The sequence below is a fragment of the Paenibacillus wynnii genome, from assembly GCF_030812855.1.
In the GTDB taxonomy this organism is placed as follows: Bacteria; Bacillota; Bacilli; order Paenibacillales; family Paenibacillaceae; genus Paenibacillus_AQ; species Paenibacillus_AQ wynnii_A.
The window spans coordinates 23081-40710 of sequence record NZ_JAUSTK010000009.1 but is presented as its reverse complement, the minus strand read 5'-3'; the positions used below and the strand labels follow the sequence as shown (position 1 = coordinate 40710).

Genomic DNA, 17630 nt, shown 5'->3' with positions numbered 1-17630 from the left:
TAGCTCTAGTGTAGATGTAAGTTAAACGGTCTGTTCCCACTGAACCCAGCGGAGAGGACGGACTGATTGCGGAAAAGCGTGAGCGTTCGCCCGAAAGTTTTCCGAAGGAAAACTAGCTTCGAAAGCATAAGCTTTGTCCGAATGTACACTGCTAAGTGTAATTCAATACATCTGGAGACAACAGCGATTGTAGCAACGGTCCGTTCGCGGAGCGTCCTCACCGAGCGCAACCGTCTATCCGAGCGGTGACCAGACTTGAGTTACCGAAGTAATTGCCTCCCCCGTTGCTGCAGCCTGAGTCATAAGCATGGCCAAGTAATGATCCTGGCTACCTTCAGCCAAGCTGTAAAAAGAAGGTCCACCCTGAGCATATCGCCCCATTCGGGCAAGACTTTCAGCTATGGCAATTTCATCCTCAGCTAATCTTGCGGGAGCAAATGGATTTCGATACAGCCATTCTCTGTCCCCCATAATACCTTTAAGATAAAATCCTTCCAAATTGCCCCCATGTCCTGTATCCACTCTTCGGAGTTCACTATATACAGGGGAATCAAAATCCTCAAGCCAGGCTACCCTCTCGTTGACAATCTCCCCACGCTCTCCACGCACGAGAATTCGATTCTGTCGTATCCATGAAAAATACTGGTCGCCCACGAAATCAAACACTCCCAGCTTCCCTCCAAAGTCCAAAGTTCCTAAGGTCTGATTAGAGTTAATTACCTCTTCGGCAACCGGCGGACCGCTGCGATCCGAACCCTTAAGTATGGATGACTGGAAATTCTGCCCGCGTATAGTCACATTCTGAAACCCAATACCCAGCAATTGACGAATCAGACTGATTCCGTGATAGCCATGTGCCGCCGATACCTGCGCCTGACTAATCTCCCCGAGGCGTCCGGAACGGGCCAGAGCAATTCTAGCGGCATGCATGGGCTGAAATAAATATTGCTCCGCGATTTGAATGCGTGCAGTAGCTCCCACCTGCTTCCAAAGTTCTGTCATAGATTCAATATCAGGCGCCGGAGGAGTTTCAGCTAATACAGGAATCCCTGCAGCAGTGAGCTTAATCATGTATTCCGCACATACTTCTCTAGGCACACTTAGCACCACAAATGAATAGGCGGCACTGGATATAAAATCCTCCAGCGAGGTGTACACCGTTACTCCCCATACCCTTCTCAGTTCTTCAGCTTTATCAGGGTTTCGAACAAACATAGCGCTCACCCCAAACTGTTCCGGCAGCTGCTTGGCAATACGCAGATAAAACTCGGCTCTCCAACCCCCACCCAGCAAACCAAATTGAACCTTACTCATTATTCTTCCCCCTCCTGTATGCAGATCTATATTCTTCTTTCTACTTTTCCATAGTACTTCTCCAGCCTGGAAGTTTCCATTGTAAAGGAATATTGAACAAGCTATACTCAGATCAAATATTCCTTCTATTCCCTTATAACATTGGTTTCAGGAGATGAAATTATGAACTGGCTTCATGATTATGAGGAAGAGCTCCGAGTTGTTTTCCACGATTGCAGGCATATCATCTCACAATTTCCAGACCCGCTGAATGCTCTTGGACAATCCTACCTTCACGATTTCAATGTGTTTGAAAGGGAAAGTCATAAAAATTACATATGTTACCTTTTACCCTTCTGGTTTCGGGAGAACTGCCAGCTCACTACACAAGATTGCCGTCAAATGTCCATCGGGAATATCTTTTTAATGCTGTATTTTTTCATTCAGGATGACTTAATGGATACCACCACAACGTCTGCCTCCTCAACCTTGCCGCTGGCAAATCTGCTTTATATTGAATTTCTGAATATCTATCGGTCTTATTTCCCGGGAAAATCTCCATTTTGGAGTTATTTTAATCGGTATATTTCAGAATGGGCAGAAAGTGTAAGCAACGAGAATACGGAAGATTATTTTCGGGTTGAGCATGTGAAGGTTGCCCATAAAGCCAGTCCACTGAAGTTATCGAGCACAGCGGCCCTGCTGCTTTCTGATCAAGATTCCCTTATTCCACAGTCGGAGGAAATGCTGGAATACGTACTCTTAACTCTGCAAATGCTGGATGATTACGAGGATTGGAAGGAAGATCTGGAGGAAGGCAGCTATAATTGTCTGCTATCACTTACCCGCCAAGAGTTGAATAGTGATAAGGACAGTCTTACTCAAGCAGACGTTAAGGAATTCATTTATACAAACAGAGGACTGGAGCGTTATACCGAAATAGCCCAGAACCATCATTACCGATTGCTAAGCTATAGCTTTAAAGTCCCACATCTACTGGCTTTCCATCATCGCCTAACAACTAACCTGATGCAAATCACAGCAGCCATAGAAACCGAAAAGAAGCTTCTGCAAAACGGCGGACTCCAGTATTGGCTCTCTAAAAATATGTAATATATTGATAAACTATAATAGTATTCAATAAAAACGTATGATATATTCATAGGGAAAAATAACCATAAAGGGAAGGATGATTACTTTGTCAGATATGATTCTTACAAACCAAGTGATTCAAATGGCCTGGGAAGATCCTAGTTTCAAGCAACGCTTATTAATGGATCCGAAAGCAGCACTTAAAGAAGCATTAGGTATAATTATTCCTGACAACATTACCCTGAAAGCTGTAGAGGAAGGCTCGAATGAGTTCTATCTCGTCATCCCCCCTAGTCCGTCATCAGGAATATTAAAAACCGATGTGAGCACACAAGGCTCCTGGTAAACCAACATCTTGTTCAACTTTATAAGGAGTGGGGATCTCCCTAGGATGCGGCCATAGGCAGCGTAATAACAACCTCGGTCCCTGCTCCTTTTTTGCTGCGAAAAACAACCTCTCCCTGCATCACCTCAATGATCCGAAACGTAACCATTAATCCCAGTCCGGTTCCCTTGTTCTTTTGAGAGAAGTAGGGCTCCCCTAACCGAAGCAGCACATCAGAGTTCATTCCTTCACCATTATCCTTAACATGAATGAGTACTTTGTCTCCCTTGCGATAAGCAGAGATATGAATTGTTCCTTCGTCTTGGAAAGCTTCTATACTGTTCTTGATAATATTAATAAGAGCCTGCTTGAACTTCGAGGAATTCCCTTTAATCCAAATATTGCTATCTACATCAAGTACCATTTTCCCATTGTTCAGATGACAGAGCGGCAGGAGAATACTCTCAATATGCCTGAATTCATCACAGACATTAAGAATTGAAATCTGTTCGAATTCGGGTTTGGCGAAGGTCAGAAAATCCGTAATAATATTAGATGCCCGATCCAGTTCACTTAGAGCCATGGACATATACTCTTTCTCATCACCGCTCGATTTCTCACTAAGTAGCTGTAGAAATCCCCGTGTTACCTGCAGAGGGTTACGCACCTCATGAGCTACGGAAGCCGCAAGCTCGCTAATAATCTGCACTTTCTCCGAACGCTGGAGTTCATTGTTGAATAGTTCCAGCTCCCTCGAATATTTAACAACCTGAGCATGGTCAAGGGCAAGTCTACGTCCTAAAATCACAATCAAAGATATAATGAAAATAACAAGGGCCCACTTCCAATAGGATAAATCATAGTTGCCGTCGCGCACATAATACCAGACCAGCTCCAATACCCCTGTAAGTGCTGCTGTCCCGAACCCGAAAGCAAAAATTAGAGCATCTTTATTACGTCTGAAGGAGAATATTGTCACACAGGCAATCAGAAGGATAAATTGAATAATCATTATGAAACCAATAATTTTTGTGGAAACAAAATAATAAAACTCCACATACTGGTTGCCGGATAGGATATTGACTGTCATACAGCATAGGCAGAAGATGGAATAGAGAACCTGGAATTTTCGAAACCGTCTGATGATAAAAAACTTACCCGGACCAAATATTTTCTCAAACAGAAAGGTCAGCGACGGTAAAAGTGACAGTAGAGCAAAGTCCAGAAACATAATACTGATGGGACCTAGATAACTGTAAAAAGTATAAATAAAAGGGGAGTACGTTATTGATAGTATCCCTGTCGAAGCAATTACTACGGCAAGGCCTGATGAAATTGTGAAATGATCCTTGCTTAGAAAAAAGGCACAAAAAAACAATATGAGCGCGACAAAGATAAAGGCGCTGCCCAAAATAATATCTATTAAGCCGTTCTTGGTATAATCATGAATTAAATGATCATGCTCCCCAATAATAACCGTATCTTTTATGCCGATTCTGTCCTGAAGTGTCTCCGTCCAAATGTATAAGGTTTTTCCACTGTCTTCTGTGCTTAAAGGAAATAATAGCGAGTAGTTGTCTTTGATGTAATTCCGTTTCCCTTCAAATATAAGATGATCCTCTACATAGACCTTCACATGAAGGGCATATAGGGTATCAATATATATGGACGGCGAAGACCACTTCATTTCTGGCAAAGGAATGCGAATCCATGCGGAGGATACTCCGTTTGGCATCTCGGGTGTACTCTGGAGTGATCCTGCATCCATCCATCCGGACGGGCCTCTGTCGTTTCCCCATTTCATTTGCCACTCAGTAATCTCAGTCGTAGGATAAGCATTATCGGCTGATGCATACAGCGATCCACTGGTCATGAACACTAGAAAAAGTACTATAGCTATATGGAGAATATTCTTAACCGTCAGACGCATGCAAGCACCTCTTCCTCTTCAGGGCCGGCAACAGGAAGCTTAACTATTACTTCAGTGCCCTCCCCCAACTGACTATGGAATTTGATAGTTCCCCCCATAGCCTCAATAATCTTGAATGTTACCATAAGACCCAGGCCTGTCCCTTTGCTCTTATTAGAATAATAAGGTTCTCCCAGCCTAGTTAGCTCACTGCTTTTCATACCTTCACCATTATCCCGAACACAGACGATTATGTAGGAACTTGATTGCCAAACGGTTATAGTAATAAGTCCGTTTTTCTGTAAGGATTCCACACTGTTTTTAAGAATATTAATGAATGCCTGTTTCATCTTGGATGAACTGCCCTCTACGTAAAGTCCTGCTTGCAGCTTCAGAATAATTTCTGCCTCCCGGAGATTAGCTAACGGAGCCAAAACCCCTGCTATATGCTTAAGTTCTCCAGAAACATCAAGCCGTTCTACCGACTCTAACTCAGGTTTGGCAAATGTGAGAAAGTCCGTAATGATCAATGCCGCCCTGTCCAGCTCGGTAATCGCCATCTCCAAATACGCCTTCTCCTTTTGTTCGGATCTATCGCCAAGAATCTGTAGGAAGCCCCTTGTAACATGTAATGGGTTCTGAACTTCCTGCGCAACTGAGGCGGCCAGCTCGCTGATAATCTCCATCTTCTCAGATCGCTGCAGGTCATTATTGAATTTTTCCAGCTCAAAAGAATAACGCACGACCTGCTCATGGCTTCTAATAAAACCTCGTCCCACAATAACAATCAGTGAAATAACAAGAACAACCGCGCCCCACTTCCACCAATACAAGTGATAACTCCCCTCGGACACATAGTACATGACCAGATCAGTAAGTAATGCGCTGACTAAGATTGCAAACCCTCCGGATAAAATTACCCCGTTTACCTGACCGCGCAACGCATAAATGACTGCCAATACGAGCAGGAATAAAAGCTGCAGGACGATTAGCCCCCCCGTCATATTCTCTACGTACAAGACCAGACTGTCCAAGCGATAGGAAAGACATAAATTAAGAATCCACAAGCCGCAACATATCAGGGTATAACCCGCTATGAATTTTCGAACCTTGGTAACGATTGCGTTCTTTCCGGGACCAAATAGTTTTTCAAAAAACATAATAGACGAAATCAGCAATGTAATTAACGCCAGATTGTTAAGGTTGTTTACTAATCTGTCGGGATTACTCTGTAGAATGGGGAGAAAAGGAGAGTTCGTTATCACCAACGTCCCGCAGGATAAAATAACGAGCACAAGAAATAACCCGCTGATGAACAGCTCTTTTTTCAAAAATATAGAGCAAACAGCAAATACCGCAGCCATAAAAATTAATGATGCCCCAATAAAAAGATCCATTACATCCTGCTTCACATATAGAGCTAACAGCTTACTGTAACTTCCGGATAAAATACCGCCTTCAATGCCAAGGCTACCCTCCCCGCCACTGCTCCATAAATAAAGCTGTTCTCGTGATTGCTCCCGGGATAAGGGGATCAGAACCTTGGTTCCTTTATCCTTAGCAGTACCTTTAGAACTGTAAATTAATAGGTCGTTCACATACGCCTTGATTTCTTCTCCATATACTTTCTCAATTAGCACCGCAGAGTTATCTGGGATGTCCGGTAATGTTATCCGTATCCAGGCAGACGATGTCCCCTTAGGAGCTTCCAATCTTTTAGTATTCGAACTGACCTGTATCCAATCCCCTTCAGGACTGGTCAAGCTGTCTTCGGAGACTGCAGTTTCTGCTGCATGACTCCACTTCATCTCCCAACCCGGAAGCGCAGATCCTGCGGGCCCACCCCATTTAAGAATAATTCTTAACGAAACTATAGCAATCAACAGCAGCACAATACCTGTCACCGCTACTGTTTTATGTAAAGACAACCTCATATGGACACCCCGTAAATCATGAATTGTAAATAACTAGATCTTATGATATTAATTTTCGACATGCTTCGAGTTATACCTGCCTAATTTTGCAAATAACCGCGAAAAAGGACGATTTATCAGAGGATGTGGTTAATGCTTGTCCTAACTGAATATATTAAGAATGGTGGATGGATCATAGCCCGATTCGATACCGTACAAAAGGGTAAAGAAGATATATAGCCGTTGATTTCCTATGCAACTGGAGGACACACCTATGAGCGTTTTCAAATCATCTCAAGCAGAAGAGGCTACCCACAGTGAAATAAACAGATCCAAGGATAAGGAGCTGAACAGTATGGCTGATGGTTATAACAAGACAGAAGCAGACATCGCTTATGAACGTTACAATAAAATGGGAAGCGTTACATCCGATGAGGAAATCGATTCAGACGTCGGCTTGAATAACCTAAATGTTATGGAGCGGGATGAGGTACTGGAGTCCGATGCCATTGAATTCGCTATGGCCGCCGGACTCACAGGAAACGCAATAGATTATGCCGAGGAAGATTTAGAAGGATTGGACGAAGAAGAGGATATTCCTCTGGAGGATGTGCCTGACGCCGATGATATTGAGTCTGATACTCCGGTTGATCCCGCCGCTCCTCCCCAAGTCATTGTACACAGCACTGATTTATTAAATGGGTCACAGGGAGAATAACAGCCTTCTTGAGCTTATAAAAAAGGGTTATCCCTCAGCCGGACAGGCACCAGGGATAACCATTTTTGATATGATGTTTAATTTGTCGTATGTACAGCGGATATTTGTGATTCCAGCTTATTCATCTTGACCAGAACCGCTGCAGCCAGAAGCATCATTCCATTAATAACAAAAACCCAGCGTATGGGCATGAATCCCCCAAGCAGACCTCCAATTATAGGACCGGCCATGGTTGCCAGCTGGGAAGCCGCCTGATTAAGCCCGAAAGCCCTGCCTCGGAACCCCGGTTCAGTGACTTGTACAATCATCGAGTTCACCGATGGCAGGACTCCGGCATAGAACAGTCCGTATGCAAAACGAAGTATGGCAAACTCTACATAACCTGTTACAAAAAACTGCAGGATATTGCCGATTCCACCACCTATAAGGCCAATGAACAATATCGCACCAAAACCTCTTCGGCTTCCAATCCTCCCCCATTGCGGCGCCATAAGCACAGTTGCAATACCCACCGCCGAGAAAACAATTCCTGAGCTGAGCGAAGCCGTGCTTTTAGAAATCCCCATATGGAGCAAATAAATTGGAATTAACGGTTCCAGAATCATCACGGAAAAGGTGCTTATTCCCGCAAGCATCAGCAGAGTAATAAAGACCCGGTTACTTCTCGCTTCCCGGATGTCATCACTCACATGTGACCTGGGTGCAGACCGGTCAAAGCTCTGTTCTTTAGCAAAAAAAGTAGCGATCAATGCTGATACCAGTACTATGGCCGCCGAGAAAAGGAAGGCATTCCGGTTACCCGAATAGTAGCTGACGATTCCGCCGATTAACGGTCCAATGATACTTCCTGATGCTCCCGCCGTTGACATAATACTTAAAGCATATCCGGTCTTCTCCTCCGGAGTATTCGTAGCGACCATAGCAATGGCCGCTGGAACAAAACCTGCCAGCAAGCCCTGAAGCACGCGGACTACAATAAACCAATAAGGGTCGTGTACGAAGTAATTAAGTAAATAGAGTCCTGCCAGACTGAATCCTGACCGAATCAGCATAGGCTTACGGCCGTATTTATCAGCCAGAGAGCCCCAGAAAGGAGAAATTAATGCACTCGCCAAAAAAGTAATGCCGAAGGTAACACCGGACCAAATTTCCAAATGGTTGTCGACACCCAGCTCATCACTGAGAAATATAGAGAGAAACGGAATGGAGATGGAATACGCTGTGCTGCAAAAGAAGACACCTACCCACAGCACAATCAGGTTCCGTTTCCAAGAAAAATTCATTATTCATCCGTCCTTTCTGCTTAATCTTGGAAGCATCTTATTATTGTAGACCTCTTTGGAATAGGTGCCAAGCCGTAACAGCCTGCTTTTTTTGCAAATACCGTGAAAAACAAGTTATGATAAACTAAGAAATTAGAGATCATCCAAGCTAAAGGAGAGACGTAAATCGTGAAATTCACAAGAAAAAAATCAACCCTGTTGTTAATGATGATGTGTTTGCTGCTAGTCATTGTAGCGGGCTGCGGGAACAAACCAAGCAATAACAGCAGCAATAATGAGACCGCTAACAGCAACTCAGGCACCAATAACGGCACCAGCAGCGGGGCCGCAGGGAATGCCGCGGGCAACGAAGCTAGTCCCGCTCCCCAAGAAACAGCTGCTGCACCAGCAGAAGGTGTCCCTTCGGAAACAGCAAGTCATCCTGTAGTAACCATTGAGATGGACAACGGCGGCATCATCAAAGCCGAACTTTATCCTGAGGTTGCACCGAATACAGTTAACAATTTCATCTCACTGATTCAAAAGGGCTTTTATAACGGCACTATTTTCCACAGAGTTATTCCTGGCTTCATGATTCAAGGCGGAGACCCAGACGGAACAGGTATGGGCGGACCGGGATACGGCATAACTGGGGAATTCTCCAGTAATGGATTTGTAAATAACCTGCTGCATACAGAAGGTATTCTATCCATGGCGAGGTCACAGGACGCAAACTCCGCCGGATCGCAATTCTTCGTGATGACAGCAGTTGCTCCGCATCTGGATGGAGAGTATGCTCCTTTTGGTAAAGTTACGGAGGGCCTTGAAGTCGTAAGTTCCATCGTCAACCTGCCCCGTGACAGCAGTGATCGTCCAGACCAGCCGCCTGTGATGAAAAAAGTAACGGTTGATACGCTTGGTGTCACTTACCCTGAACCGCAAAAGGTTCAATAATTAACAATTGAGGCTATTCAAAAATAAAAACTCGGCAACTCCCCCATGTAACGATGGGATGAGCTTGCCGAGTTTTTGTTGTTATTGGAATGCTTCAGGCCAAATTATGGATGTATAATACACATAATTATCTTCTGCTGAGCGTATGATGCCCGTCACGCAGAAAGGTACTCCGGCTGTTTTTCAGCAGATTAATACGTTCTATAGCCAGCTGATCTGCAGCCGCATAAGTTGGTATGCCGCTTGTACGTGACATCTCCAGCACACGGGTAATGTTGTGATAAATCTTCGCTATCTGCTTATACGCACGATCCTTATTGTAGCCGTTTAATTCATCGGCGATATTGATCACGCCTCCTGCATTAATGACGTAATCCGGTGCATACACAATACCTAATTCATGGAGAGCATCGCCATGCCGCGGCTCTTTTAGCTGATTGTTCGCCGCACCTGCAATAACCTTTGCCTTAATAAGCGGAAGTGAATCATCATTAATAGTAGCACCCAGTGCGCACGGAGCATAAATATCACAGTCTACGCTGACAATGTCAGCCGGATCAACAGCTGTGGCACCGTAGGCCTCAACGGCACGCTGCACAACATCCTTGTGTATATCTGTTACGATAAGCTGCGCTCCCTCTTCATGAAGATATTTACAAAGAGTAAAAGCCACGTTGCCTACACCTTGAACAGCTACCCGCTTGCCTTCCAGAGAATCAGAGCCGAAAGCTGCTTTGGCTGCCGCCTTCATTCCCTGATAGACACCATAGGCTGTGGCCGGGGAAGGATTACCGGAAGATCCGTATGTAGGTGATGTCCCCGTAACATAATTCGTCTCTTGATAAATAATGTTCATATCTTCTTCCGTTGTTCCCACATCTTCAGCTGTAATATAACGTCCGTTTAAACCTTGTATGTATCGGCCGAAGGCGCGGAACATGGCTTCATTCTTATCTTTTTTGGGATCACCGATAATAACCGTTTTTCCTCCACCCAAATTCAGACCGGATACCGCATTTTTATAAGTCATGCCTTTAGCCAGTCGAAGAGCATCAATGATCGCATCCTCCTCTGTAGCATAGGTCCACATCCGTGTCCCGCCCAATGCCGGGCCTAGTGTCGTGTCATGAATCGCTATGATGGCTTTTAATCCCGAGGCCTTATCCTGACAAAACAACAATTCCTCATAATCGTCCTTCTCCAATGCTGCAAACAACTCCATGTTCTCCATTCTCCTATCTCTTTATCTATCTATGTGTGTTTTTTATAGCTTGTTACATACAAAGCTCATGATGCCTATGTTACTCATCCCATGTATCTCATCCCATGTTACTTCCACAGTGTATAACTTCAATAGGGTGCGGCGATTAACTTAAGGATGCATGCACAGGAGTACATTTAGTTGTAGTTTATACAATTAAAACACTCCGTGTATCTACAAAAGTGGAAATAGTTGCAGTTAATACATCTATAATTCGGGTTTTACGTGTAAAGAGGATTCTCCTCCATTTTTAGTTGCATAAACTGCAATTAAAGGGGTAAGAGTGGGCTAAATGCTTGAAATAGTTGTAGAAACTACAACTAAACATTTCGCTCGATTGAAACACATGCTTACTCCCAGTACTGATCCGGCCGATACTCAATCTCCGACTGCACAGACAGCGTCAAGCACCCTGAGGATTCATCATAGGCAACCGGATTATCACCGACATAATACCAATGCTTAATAATAGGGCCACCTTCCGGTTCCTCGAAACGGAAAACATTCAGTTCGGACTTCTGCTCCACTACCGCCGCACCTTTGTCAGCGGGTACACCGTAAATCGTAATCAGCGTAAGGTCACCTTTCTTATCAAAGGTGTAATTCAGCCCCTCTGTGCTGCTGATGAACATGCGGCCTGTAACTGAGTGCTTAACCAATACTCTTTCCTGCATCGTTTTAACCTCCTAAAAGCTTTGCGTAGCAAAGCTCACTTCGTAAGCATTCACAAAAGCTTTGCGTAGCAAAACTCACTTCGTAAGCATATTTAAGGTAAATCAATCAGCATAAGAAAAGCACCTTCCGGTGCAGCAAGTTTAAGCTCACTAATCTCCTCAATACGTGCCGAATCACCCGGATGCAATGCAGACTCACTGCTTAGCTGCAACTGTCCCTCAATTAAATATATAAAAATACGTCTTCCCTCTTCCTGGTTAAACACCATCTCCTGCCCAGCGCTCATGCGCCCCAGATAAATGGTCATATCCTGAGCGATATCTACGACCTCTTCCGAGCCTACACCAGCTACAACGGGAAGCAGCTTGCCTTCCAGGTTCACAGGATCGAAGCGTCCCGTCGTATAAGATGGTGCAGTCCCGCGTGTTCGGGGCATAAACCATAATTGCAGCAGACGCACAGGCTCGTCCTCTGACGGATTATGTTCCGTATGAATCGCACCCGTACCTGCCGACATCCGTTGAATGCCGCCGAAGGTTGTTTCAGCTACATTACCTAAGTTATCCTCATGCCGCAGCCTTCCGGACAATACAATGGAGACGATCTCCATATCGCTGTGCGGATGAGCACCAAACCCTCTTCCTGGAGCAATAGTATCGTCGTTGCAGACCCTCATGGGACCAAACCTCGTATTATTAGGATCGTAGAAATCCCCGAACGAAAAGATGTGACTGCCCTTAAGCCAGCCATGATCAAAGTGATGAGCGGAGTCCGCTGTGTATACCTGGATCATTGTATCCCTCCTTGTCATTCAACTCTAAAAATATTGTAGCAGAAAGCGGAGGAAAACAAAAAAGCAACAGCCCGCCCTTTCGGTCGGAACCGTTGGGATAAAATGCAAACCACCTTCTCATACTATGAGTGAAAAGATGGAGGTGAATGTCATGCCGAAAAATAGTGCAGATCCTAAAATGGACCGCGCAGATAATAAAGCAGATCGAAAAGAGTATCAACAGAGTGTCGATAATTTCACTAAAGAAGCTAAGACACTGACAAGCGAGAAAGCGGCCGATTATGTTCCAAGTTTAAATAATGTTCCCAAAAATGAAATTTAAGTAGCAATAAAGCTGCTCTACCGTCGCCTGGCGGGAAAGCAGCTTTTTGTGCAGACTCTAAATCCAGACTTAAGAGTGTCGGATCAATCCGGCATAAACATTCCTATTAAAATAAAGATCCAGGAAAGCGAACCCAGCACAATTAACAGTATTTGTCGTCCCCGCAATCCAGTTCTTCTGGGTTTACCGACCTGAACCTTATCCCATAAATCATTCAAGACACTTTGTACCATTGCAAGCGGAAGGGTAGATATGAAACATAACAACCAATAAGGATCAGACAACCTCATGAGTACGAACGAGATAATGATCACCAAAACGATAGGACCCGGATAGATATCGCGTTCAATTCCCCTTTCCTTGATTAAATCACGATATTCTTTATGCGTTTTATAAATTAGAAAGAAATTATAAATAGGAATAAATAATCCTACTGTTCTTAATTGAGGGCTGAAATTCAGGAATTTATACGCTTTTATCCTTGTCCAATTTTTGTAATACCAGTAGATATCATAGACTCCAAACGTAAGTATAGATAAAAGTGCAAATTGCCATACCGGTTGGTAAAAAGAGAACGGGGCTTGCTGTAACTCAAGGTAACTGTTCGATTTGATCTTTCCTATTTGTGCCATGTAAGTTGTCATCCCTTCGCTATAACACTTAATAAAAACGTTTAACGCGTATAATCAAATAAAAAATAGAACAAAAAAAGGGCTCCAGGCATATAGAGACCCGGAACCCTTTTGGTAGTTCCCCTCATCCCTTAGGCGGCCTGGCAATCATGACCGCTTAACGGTTTTAGACCCATAGCTTTGTGTCATCACCTTTCAGCGATTTTACGATTTTACTTGGGTAAGACTTAAGCGGCACAATATCAGCGCCACATCTTAATTTACAAACAGTATACAGGAAAAAGGGAATCGAAGGAATCATTACTTATTTTCAGAACTGATTGAATAATGAACCTAGATCATCCACCAAAAAAGAAGGCATGAGGTTTATCCTCATGCCTTCTTCTCCTATCCATTGGCCTACGCCAAATCGGTTTATTGGTATTCTCCATAAGCCTTACGAAGAATCTCAAAGCTTTGCTTTTTGCGCTCATGAGATGTGGGTACATCCCATGAATCCCATTGATAAAGAATGGGTTCCGTTGGTGTAGATGAAGATGGGCCATCTGACTTTACAAACGGTTCTATTCTCACACCTTCGCTGGTTGTAGTTACCATTCCTTTAGCGACATACGGATAACGCCAAACCAATTTGCTACTCGGGTCTGTGAAGCCAAGCATCATCCAAGGAATGCGTACTTCCAGTACTTTTTCATCCACGTACCAATCCGCCAGGGTATTAAACGCAGGATCCTCAGGATCTGAAGTTCCATATTTCATAACCCCAACTTCATACTCTTCAAAAGGAACCGTCTTCTTATCCACCGGCAGATATAGTGCCTTGTTAAGAGCAAGTTTCCAAGGTAGAAATAGTCCTAGTGAATCCTCACTGTATCTAGGGTCCCCAGGCAACATATTCTTAATGTACGCATACAGCCAAGTATGCTGATCATAGGCACTATTTACATAGAGGCGGGTATTCTTTTCCCCTTGCATACTTAATAAAAATTCGATCCCACTCGAAAAGGCAACGCCGGGAGCTTTATCAGCGACTTGACTGCCGCCCTTCAAGGTATCAAAACCGATATCAATATTATCTTTTGTGAAATCCCAATTCCCTCCCTGCCTCTTTAATAGTAGATACAGATAGGCTTCATCATGAGCTACCGTGAGATCGAAGTTAGGGTATGATTGTTTAACTTTTTCTTTTCTCTTCTCCCAATCTGTTGTATTCCCGTCTAAAATGATCATGTCTGAAGCAGACTTACCAGGCTCTACGGCAATGACTCCAAAATTCTCTTCATTGGTTAAACGATTTCGCCACATGGCCCGTCGTTCCCAAGGAATCTCTAGATCGAAAGTATTCCAGGTATATTTAAACCACTCATCCTGCCAGGAAAATAGAAGCGCTCCATCGTATTGTTCTTCATAAATACTGTGAAGCATAGCTGCATCCATTTCTCCTTGTTCTTTTTCTGTATGCATTCCCTGATTCATTCCGGCCGCACCATAATGAGTGATTCCCCGTGAACTGGGAACGCCAAATTCCGATACAAATACCGGAATGCCTTTATGATAAGCACGCAGATCATGCAAATAACCCGCGTATGGGTTGATCTCCCCATTCTTATCACGGTAAGTCTGATACTTCGCCTCATACCGCAAGAAATCAGGATAATACGGATACACATGATAAGAAGCAAAATATCCGGCTGTCCATGCAGAGGTTGCTACTAAATTCATTGGATCTAAAGATACCAAATCTTCCTGTTTGAGCGGTTCATTCGGATGTTTCAGCGGATCCGTGGATAACCAATTCGTAAACGAAACAGGGTGCTGCCAACCATACTGGACTTCCTTCTTAGCTAAGACATCCAACATGGAAGCTAACCAGCTTTCGAATGGAGAAGCATTATCCTTGGCTGTGAAATAGTCCCCTGTAAACGGAGGCATGGTCTTATTATTCGAATTGGTAACCTGTACGGTATAAGGATGCCACTCTGTACCGACTATCCAGCCTAGCAAATACTGTGAAACATCTGTCCGATATTCCCCACTCGCATGACCATACCGTACGGGAAGGTTCGCATCTCCATGAATGACCTGTACGGCATCTTCTATTTCTTTTTTAAATGCATTGGTAATGTCAGGTGTAAAAGCATCTCTTCCTTTTCCATCTTCCCCGGCAAGCTCCTCATCCGGCGCCCAGATTCCCTGCATAATTAACAAAGGAACCTCTTTGCTGCTGTTGAATTCATCCAGGGCTTGATAAAACACAGGCGGCAGAATCGTATAGATCCGAACCACTTTTGTATTCATCTCCTGCATCTGTGAAAACCATCTTAAGTAATCTGTACGAGAGGGCGAAAGTTCCCCGGGGAAATGTCCCGGTGTGGTTGCCCCTAAGTTCATTCCGGCCCAGAAGGTGGTCTTCCATGACGTACCATCATAAAGAGCCAGATGTTCACCCTTTACCTTGGCAACTTTTTTGATGCCATTCGATTCATAAACGGGCATTACTTTTGTGGATTGGGCTGACGCAGGTGTAGTTTCAGAATATTTGGCCAGCTCGCGCCAGCTCTCATAATCATGAATAGCAATTCCTGCATAACGGCGATATGTCGTAAGTTTTTCTTTCAGTATGGACAGTTGACGCTCCATTTCATCAAGACCTTCTTCATAAAAAGTGGTCCCGTTTCCTTCAGAACTTTTTAAAAGGTTAACGCCTACCACTACTTTTTTACCTTTCGAGCCAGCTTCCTTAAAAATAGGATCAACAATCTCCAAGATGGAATTGGTTCCTTCCGCTTGATCCCGATAGGACATCAACATAATATGATCCAATTTCTTAATCAGCCACTGGCTAAGGCTTTCTGAAGTACCCGGAACCATGACTTCATTGATCCAGAAGGGGACATCCGCACTGACTTGGAGGTTCTGATCTTTTTTCGTTTCACTTATCAGATGCTCCATATTGGTCATCCACTGCTTGGTGATTTCTTCTTTATTTTCATTCCAATGGGCTAGAGTATAAAACTCAATATCTGCATGAATCCCGCTGAACTTTTCGTCTTCATTTACAGATTGATTATAGTCCTGTACCCATTCCACAAACGTTGTGATACTTTTTTGGTTTTCTGGAAGCGACCATAAAGGGTCTCCGGCAAGGGCATCCACTTTTATTCCGGCAGCACCCGCTTCTTTAATAAAAGAACGATACTCTTCCTGGGTGACTGATTTTTGATCAATATGTAAATAAATAAGGTTAATTCCGTTTTGTTTGGTAAATTCAATAATATCGTTTTTCTCATTGGAAATAAGTTCAGCATTCCATATCCAGGTTGCTTTAATCGCTGGGGGCCTTGAACTATAGGTAAATATCCAAATGGCCACTGCCGCTAACAGCAATATGCCGAGTATAACTATTTTTCTATTGAATAGTCCCCGTCGTGTTGTCGAATTTACTGTATTAATAACCCAACCTCCTACGAGTAATGATGATGATTGAGACACAAGCTATTCTAGTCACCTATGGATTGACCAATCAAGCTATTGGTGACACGAGAGTATTGAATCTTGACTTCACTCTGTACCTCACAATCCAGCAGATCGGTATGAGGCCCTATCACGCAGCTTTCGCCTATACGGGTGTTGCCGCGAAGAAATGATCCGGGATGAACGACCGTATCTGCTCCTATAACAACATCTGTATCAATAAAAGTAGAATCAGGGTCGATAAGGGTAACCCCGTTTATCATATGCTGGTTATTTACTCTAGCACGGAGGAGTTTTTCAACCGCAGCTAGCTGCACTTTATCATTGACTCCCATTCCATCTTCCACATCATTCGTCCTATAGGCAGAAATGAGATGATTTTGTTTCCTCATAATTTCTATTACATCCGGTAAATAATACTCTCCTTGAACATTGTCATTCTTCACTTCACTTAGAGCTTGGAATAATAGTTGGTTGTCAAAGCAAAAAATCCCGGTGCTAACCTCAGAAATCTCCCTTTCTTCCATTGTTGCATCCTTGTGTTCCACGATCCGTTCTACAAGACCCTTGGAGGTGCGGACAATTCTGCCGTATCCCGCAGGATCAGCTGCTACTACTGTTAAGACGGTAGCCGCTGATTGAGTGTTTTCATGTTGATCCATTAAGTTTCTTAAAGTTTTTTCGCTTATTAACGGGGTATCTCCACTTACTACAATCGTAGTTCCGGTCTTATCCTGTAGAAAATCTTTGCTCATCATAACGGCATGCGCCGTTCCGAGCTGCTTGTCCTGAAACCCATACTGTACAGCCGTTCCGAGCTGTTCCTTAACTTGTTCGGCCCCATGCCCCACAATGACAACGATCTCGTCAACAACGAGATCGTTCATTCTATCCACCACATGCTGAACCATCGGTTTTCCGCAAACGGTATGCAGCACCTTATAAAGCTTCGATTTCATTCGAGTCCCTTTACCCGCTGCCAAAACTATCGCATAATGATTCTTCAT

15 protein-coding genes and 1 riboswitch are annotated in these 17630 nt (G+C 43.9%); of the genes, 5 read left to right on the top strand and 10 right to left on the bottom strand.

Features of this window, described 5'->3' with window-relative positions; genetic code table 11:
* Positions 1–234: 234 nt before the first annotated feature.
* On the bottom strand, positions 235–1314 hold the full coding sequence (locus tag J2T20_RS11240) for a Gfo/Idh/MocA family protein (protein ID WP_307588325.1): 1080 nt from the start codon (positions 1312–1314) through the stop codon (positions 235–237).
* A 162-nt stretch (positions 1315–1476) separates the two neighbouring features.
* Between J2T20_RS11240 and J2T20_RS11235 the strand changes: the two genes are divergently transcribed.
* Both J2T20_RS11235 and J2T20_RS11230 read left to right on the top strand, forming a co-directional pair.
* Complete coding sequence (locus tag J2T20_RS11235) at positions 1477–2406, top strand: hypothetical protein (RefSeq protein ID WP_307588324.1); 930 nt, start codon at positions 1477–1479, stop codon at positions 2404–2406.
* Positions 2407–2482: 76 nt separating this feature from the next.
* Positions 2483–2731, top strand: a complete 249-nt coding sequence (locus J2T20_RS11230; protein WP_307588322.1) for an NHLP leader peptide family RiPP precursor — start codon at positions 2483–2485, stop codon at positions 2729–2731.
* Positions 2732–2771: 40 nt separating this feature from the next.
* Here J2T20_RS11230 and J2T20_RS11225 read toward each other — a convergent pair whose 3' ends face one another.
* Entirely contained in the window at positions 2772–4640 is a 1869-nt protein-coding gene (locus tag J2T20_RS11225) for a sensor histidine kinase (protein ID WP_307588321.1), read from the bottom strand.
* Positions 4631–6553 (bottom strand): sensor histidine kinase, encoded by a 1923-nt coding sequence (locus tag J2T20_RS11220; protein WP_307588319.1) that lies wholly within the window; start codon positions 6551–6553, stop codon positions 4631–4633. Before J2T20_RS11220 ends, J2T20_RS11225 begins: the two co-directional genes overlap by 10 nt.
* Positions 6554–6806: 253 nt before the next feature.
* Here J2T20_RS11220 and J2T20_RS11215 point away from each other — a divergent pair, with 253 nt between their 5' ends.
* On the top strand, positions 6807–7250 hold the full coding sequence (locus J2T20_RS11215; RefSeq protein ID WP_307588317.1) for a hypothetical protein: 444 nt from the start codon (positions 6807–6809) through the stop codon (positions 7248–7250).
* Between the two features lie 77 nt (positions 7251–7327).
* Here J2T20_RS11215 and J2T20_RS11210 read toward each other — a convergent pair whose 3' ends face one another.
* Complete coding sequence (locus tag J2T20_RS11210; protein WP_307588315.1) at positions 7328–8533, bottom strand: MFS transporter; 1206 nt, start codon at positions 8531–8533, stop codon at positions 7328–7330.
* A 168-nt stretch (positions 8534–8701) separates the two neighbouring features.
* Between J2T20_RS11210 and J2T20_RS11205 the strand changes: the two genes are divergently transcribed.
* On the top strand, positions 8702–9466 hold the full coding sequence (locus tag J2T20_RS11205; protein WP_307588312.1) for a peptidylprolyl isomerase: 765 nt from the start codon (positions 8702–8704) through the stop codon (positions 9464–9466).
* 127 nt (positions 9467–9593) lie between these two features.
* Here the strand turns inward: J2T20_RS11205 and J2T20_RS11200 are convergent, their stop codons facing one another.
* The 3 genes from J2T20_RS11200 to J2T20_RS11190 form a co-directional block, all read right to left on the bottom strand.
* Complete coding sequence (locus tag J2T20_RS11200; RefSeq protein ID WP_307588310.1) at positions 9594–10688, bottom strand: Glu/Leu/Phe/Val family dehydrogenase; 1095 nt, start codon at positions 10686–10688, stop codon at positions 9594–9596.
* A gap of 389 nt (positions 10689–11077) precedes the next feature.
* Positions 11078–11401: a hypothetical protein gene (locus J2T20_RS11195; protein ID WP_307588309.1), complete on the bottom strand. Its 324-nt coding sequence runs from the start codon at positions 11399–11401 to the stop codon at positions 11078–11080.
* A 92-nt stretch (positions 11402–11493) separates the two neighbouring features.
* A complete protein-coding gene (locus J2T20_RS11190; RefSeq protein ID WP_307588308.1) occupies positions 11494–12195 on the bottom strand; it encodes a pirin family protein in 702 nt (233 codons plus the stop codon).
* A 151-nt stretch (positions 12196–12346) separates the two neighbouring features.
* Between J2T20_RS11190 and J2T20_RS11185 the strand changes: the two genes are divergently transcribed.
* Positions 12347–12517: a hypothetical protein gene (locus J2T20_RS11185; protein WP_307588306.1), complete on the top strand. Its 171-nt coding sequence runs from the start codon at positions 12347–12349 to the stop codon at positions 12515–12517.
* Between the two features lie 83 nt (positions 12518–12600).
* On the opposite strand, the gene J2T20_RS11180 is transcribed toward J2T20_RS11185, so the two are convergent.
* The 3 genes from J2T20_RS11180 to glmU all read right to left on the bottom strand — a co-directional run bounded on the left by J2T20_RS11180 (position 12601) and on the right by glmU (position 17630).
* Complete coding sequence (locus J2T20_RS11180; protein ID WP_307588304.1) at positions 12601–13149, bottom strand: DUF4234 domain-containing protein; 549 nt, start codon at positions 13147–13149, stop codon at positions 12601–12603.
* Between the two features lie 131 nt (positions 13150–13280).
* A riboswitch (cyclic di-GMP riboswitch) is annotated at positions 13281–13368 on the bottom strand.
* A 195-nt stretch (positions 13369–13563) separates the two neighbouring features.
* A complete protein-coding gene (locus J2T20_RS11175; RefSeq protein WP_307588303.1) occupies positions 13564–16641 on the bottom strand; it encodes a hypothetical protein in 3078 nt (1025 codons plus the stop codon).
* A gap of 8 nt (positions 16642–16649) precedes the next feature.
* Positions 16650–17630 (bottom strand): bifunctional UDP-N-acetylglucosamine diphosphorylase/glucosamine-1-phosphate N-acetyltransferase GlmU, encoded by a 981-nt coding sequence (gene glmU, locus J2T20_RS11170; protein ID WP_307588302.1) that lies wholly within the window; start codon positions 17628–17630, stop codon positions 16650–16652.

Bases quoted from the DNA above. Each gene is read 5' to 3' on its own strand.
- J2T20_RS11180 (WP_307588304.1), bottom strand. From the start codon at position 13,149: ATGGCACAAATAGGAAAGATCAAATCGAACAGTTACCTTGAGTTACAG.
- J2T20_RS11210 (WP_307588315.1), bottom strand. From the start codon at position 8,533: ATGAATTTTTCTTGGAAACGGAACCTGATTGTGCTGTGGGTAGGTGTC.
- J2T20_RS11230 (WP_307588322.1), top strand. From the start codon at position 2,483: ATGATTACTTTGTCAGATATGATTCTTACAAACCAAGTGATTCAAATG.
- J2T20_RS11200 (WP_307588310.1), bottom strand. From the start codon at position 10,688: ATGGAGTTGTTTGCAGCATTGGAGAAGGACGATTATGAGGAATTGTTG.
- J2T20_RS11215 (WP_307588317.1), top strand. From the start codon at position 6,807: ATGAGCGTTTTCAAATCATCTCAAGCAGAAGAGGCTACCCACAGTGAA.
- J2T20_RS11235 (WP_307588324.1), top strand. From the start codon at position 1,477: ATGAACTGGCTTCATGATTATGAGGAAGAGCTCCGAGTTGTTTTCCAC.
- J2T20_RS11240 (WP_307588325.1), bottom strand. From the start codon at position 1,314: ATGAGTAAGGTTCAATTTGGTTTGCTGGGTGGGGGTTGGAGAGCCGAG.
- glmU (WP_307588302.1), bottom strand. From the start codon at position 17,630: ATGAAGAATCATTATGCGATAGTTTTGGCAGCGGGTAAAGGGACTCGA.
- J2T20_RS11220 (WP_307588319.1), bottom strand. From the start codon at position 6,553: ATGAGGTTGTCTTTACATAAAACAGTAGCGGTGACAGGTATTGTGCTG.
- J2T20_RS11190 (WP_307588308.1), bottom strand. From the start codon at position 12,195: ATGATCCAGGTATACACAGCGGACTCCGCTCATCACTTTGATCATGGC.
- J2T20_RS11185 (WP_307588306.1), top strand. From the start codon at position 12,347: ATGCCGAAAAATAGTGCAGATCCTAAAATGGACCGCGCAGATAATAAA.
- J2T20_RS11195 (WP_307588309.1), bottom strand. From the start codon at position 11,401: ATGCAGGAAAGAGTATTGGTTAAGCACTCAGTTACAGGCCGCATGTTC.
- J2T20_RS11225 (WP_307588321.1), bottom strand. From the start codon at position 4,640: ATGCGTCTGACGGTTAAGAATATTCTCCATATAGCTATAGTACTTTTT.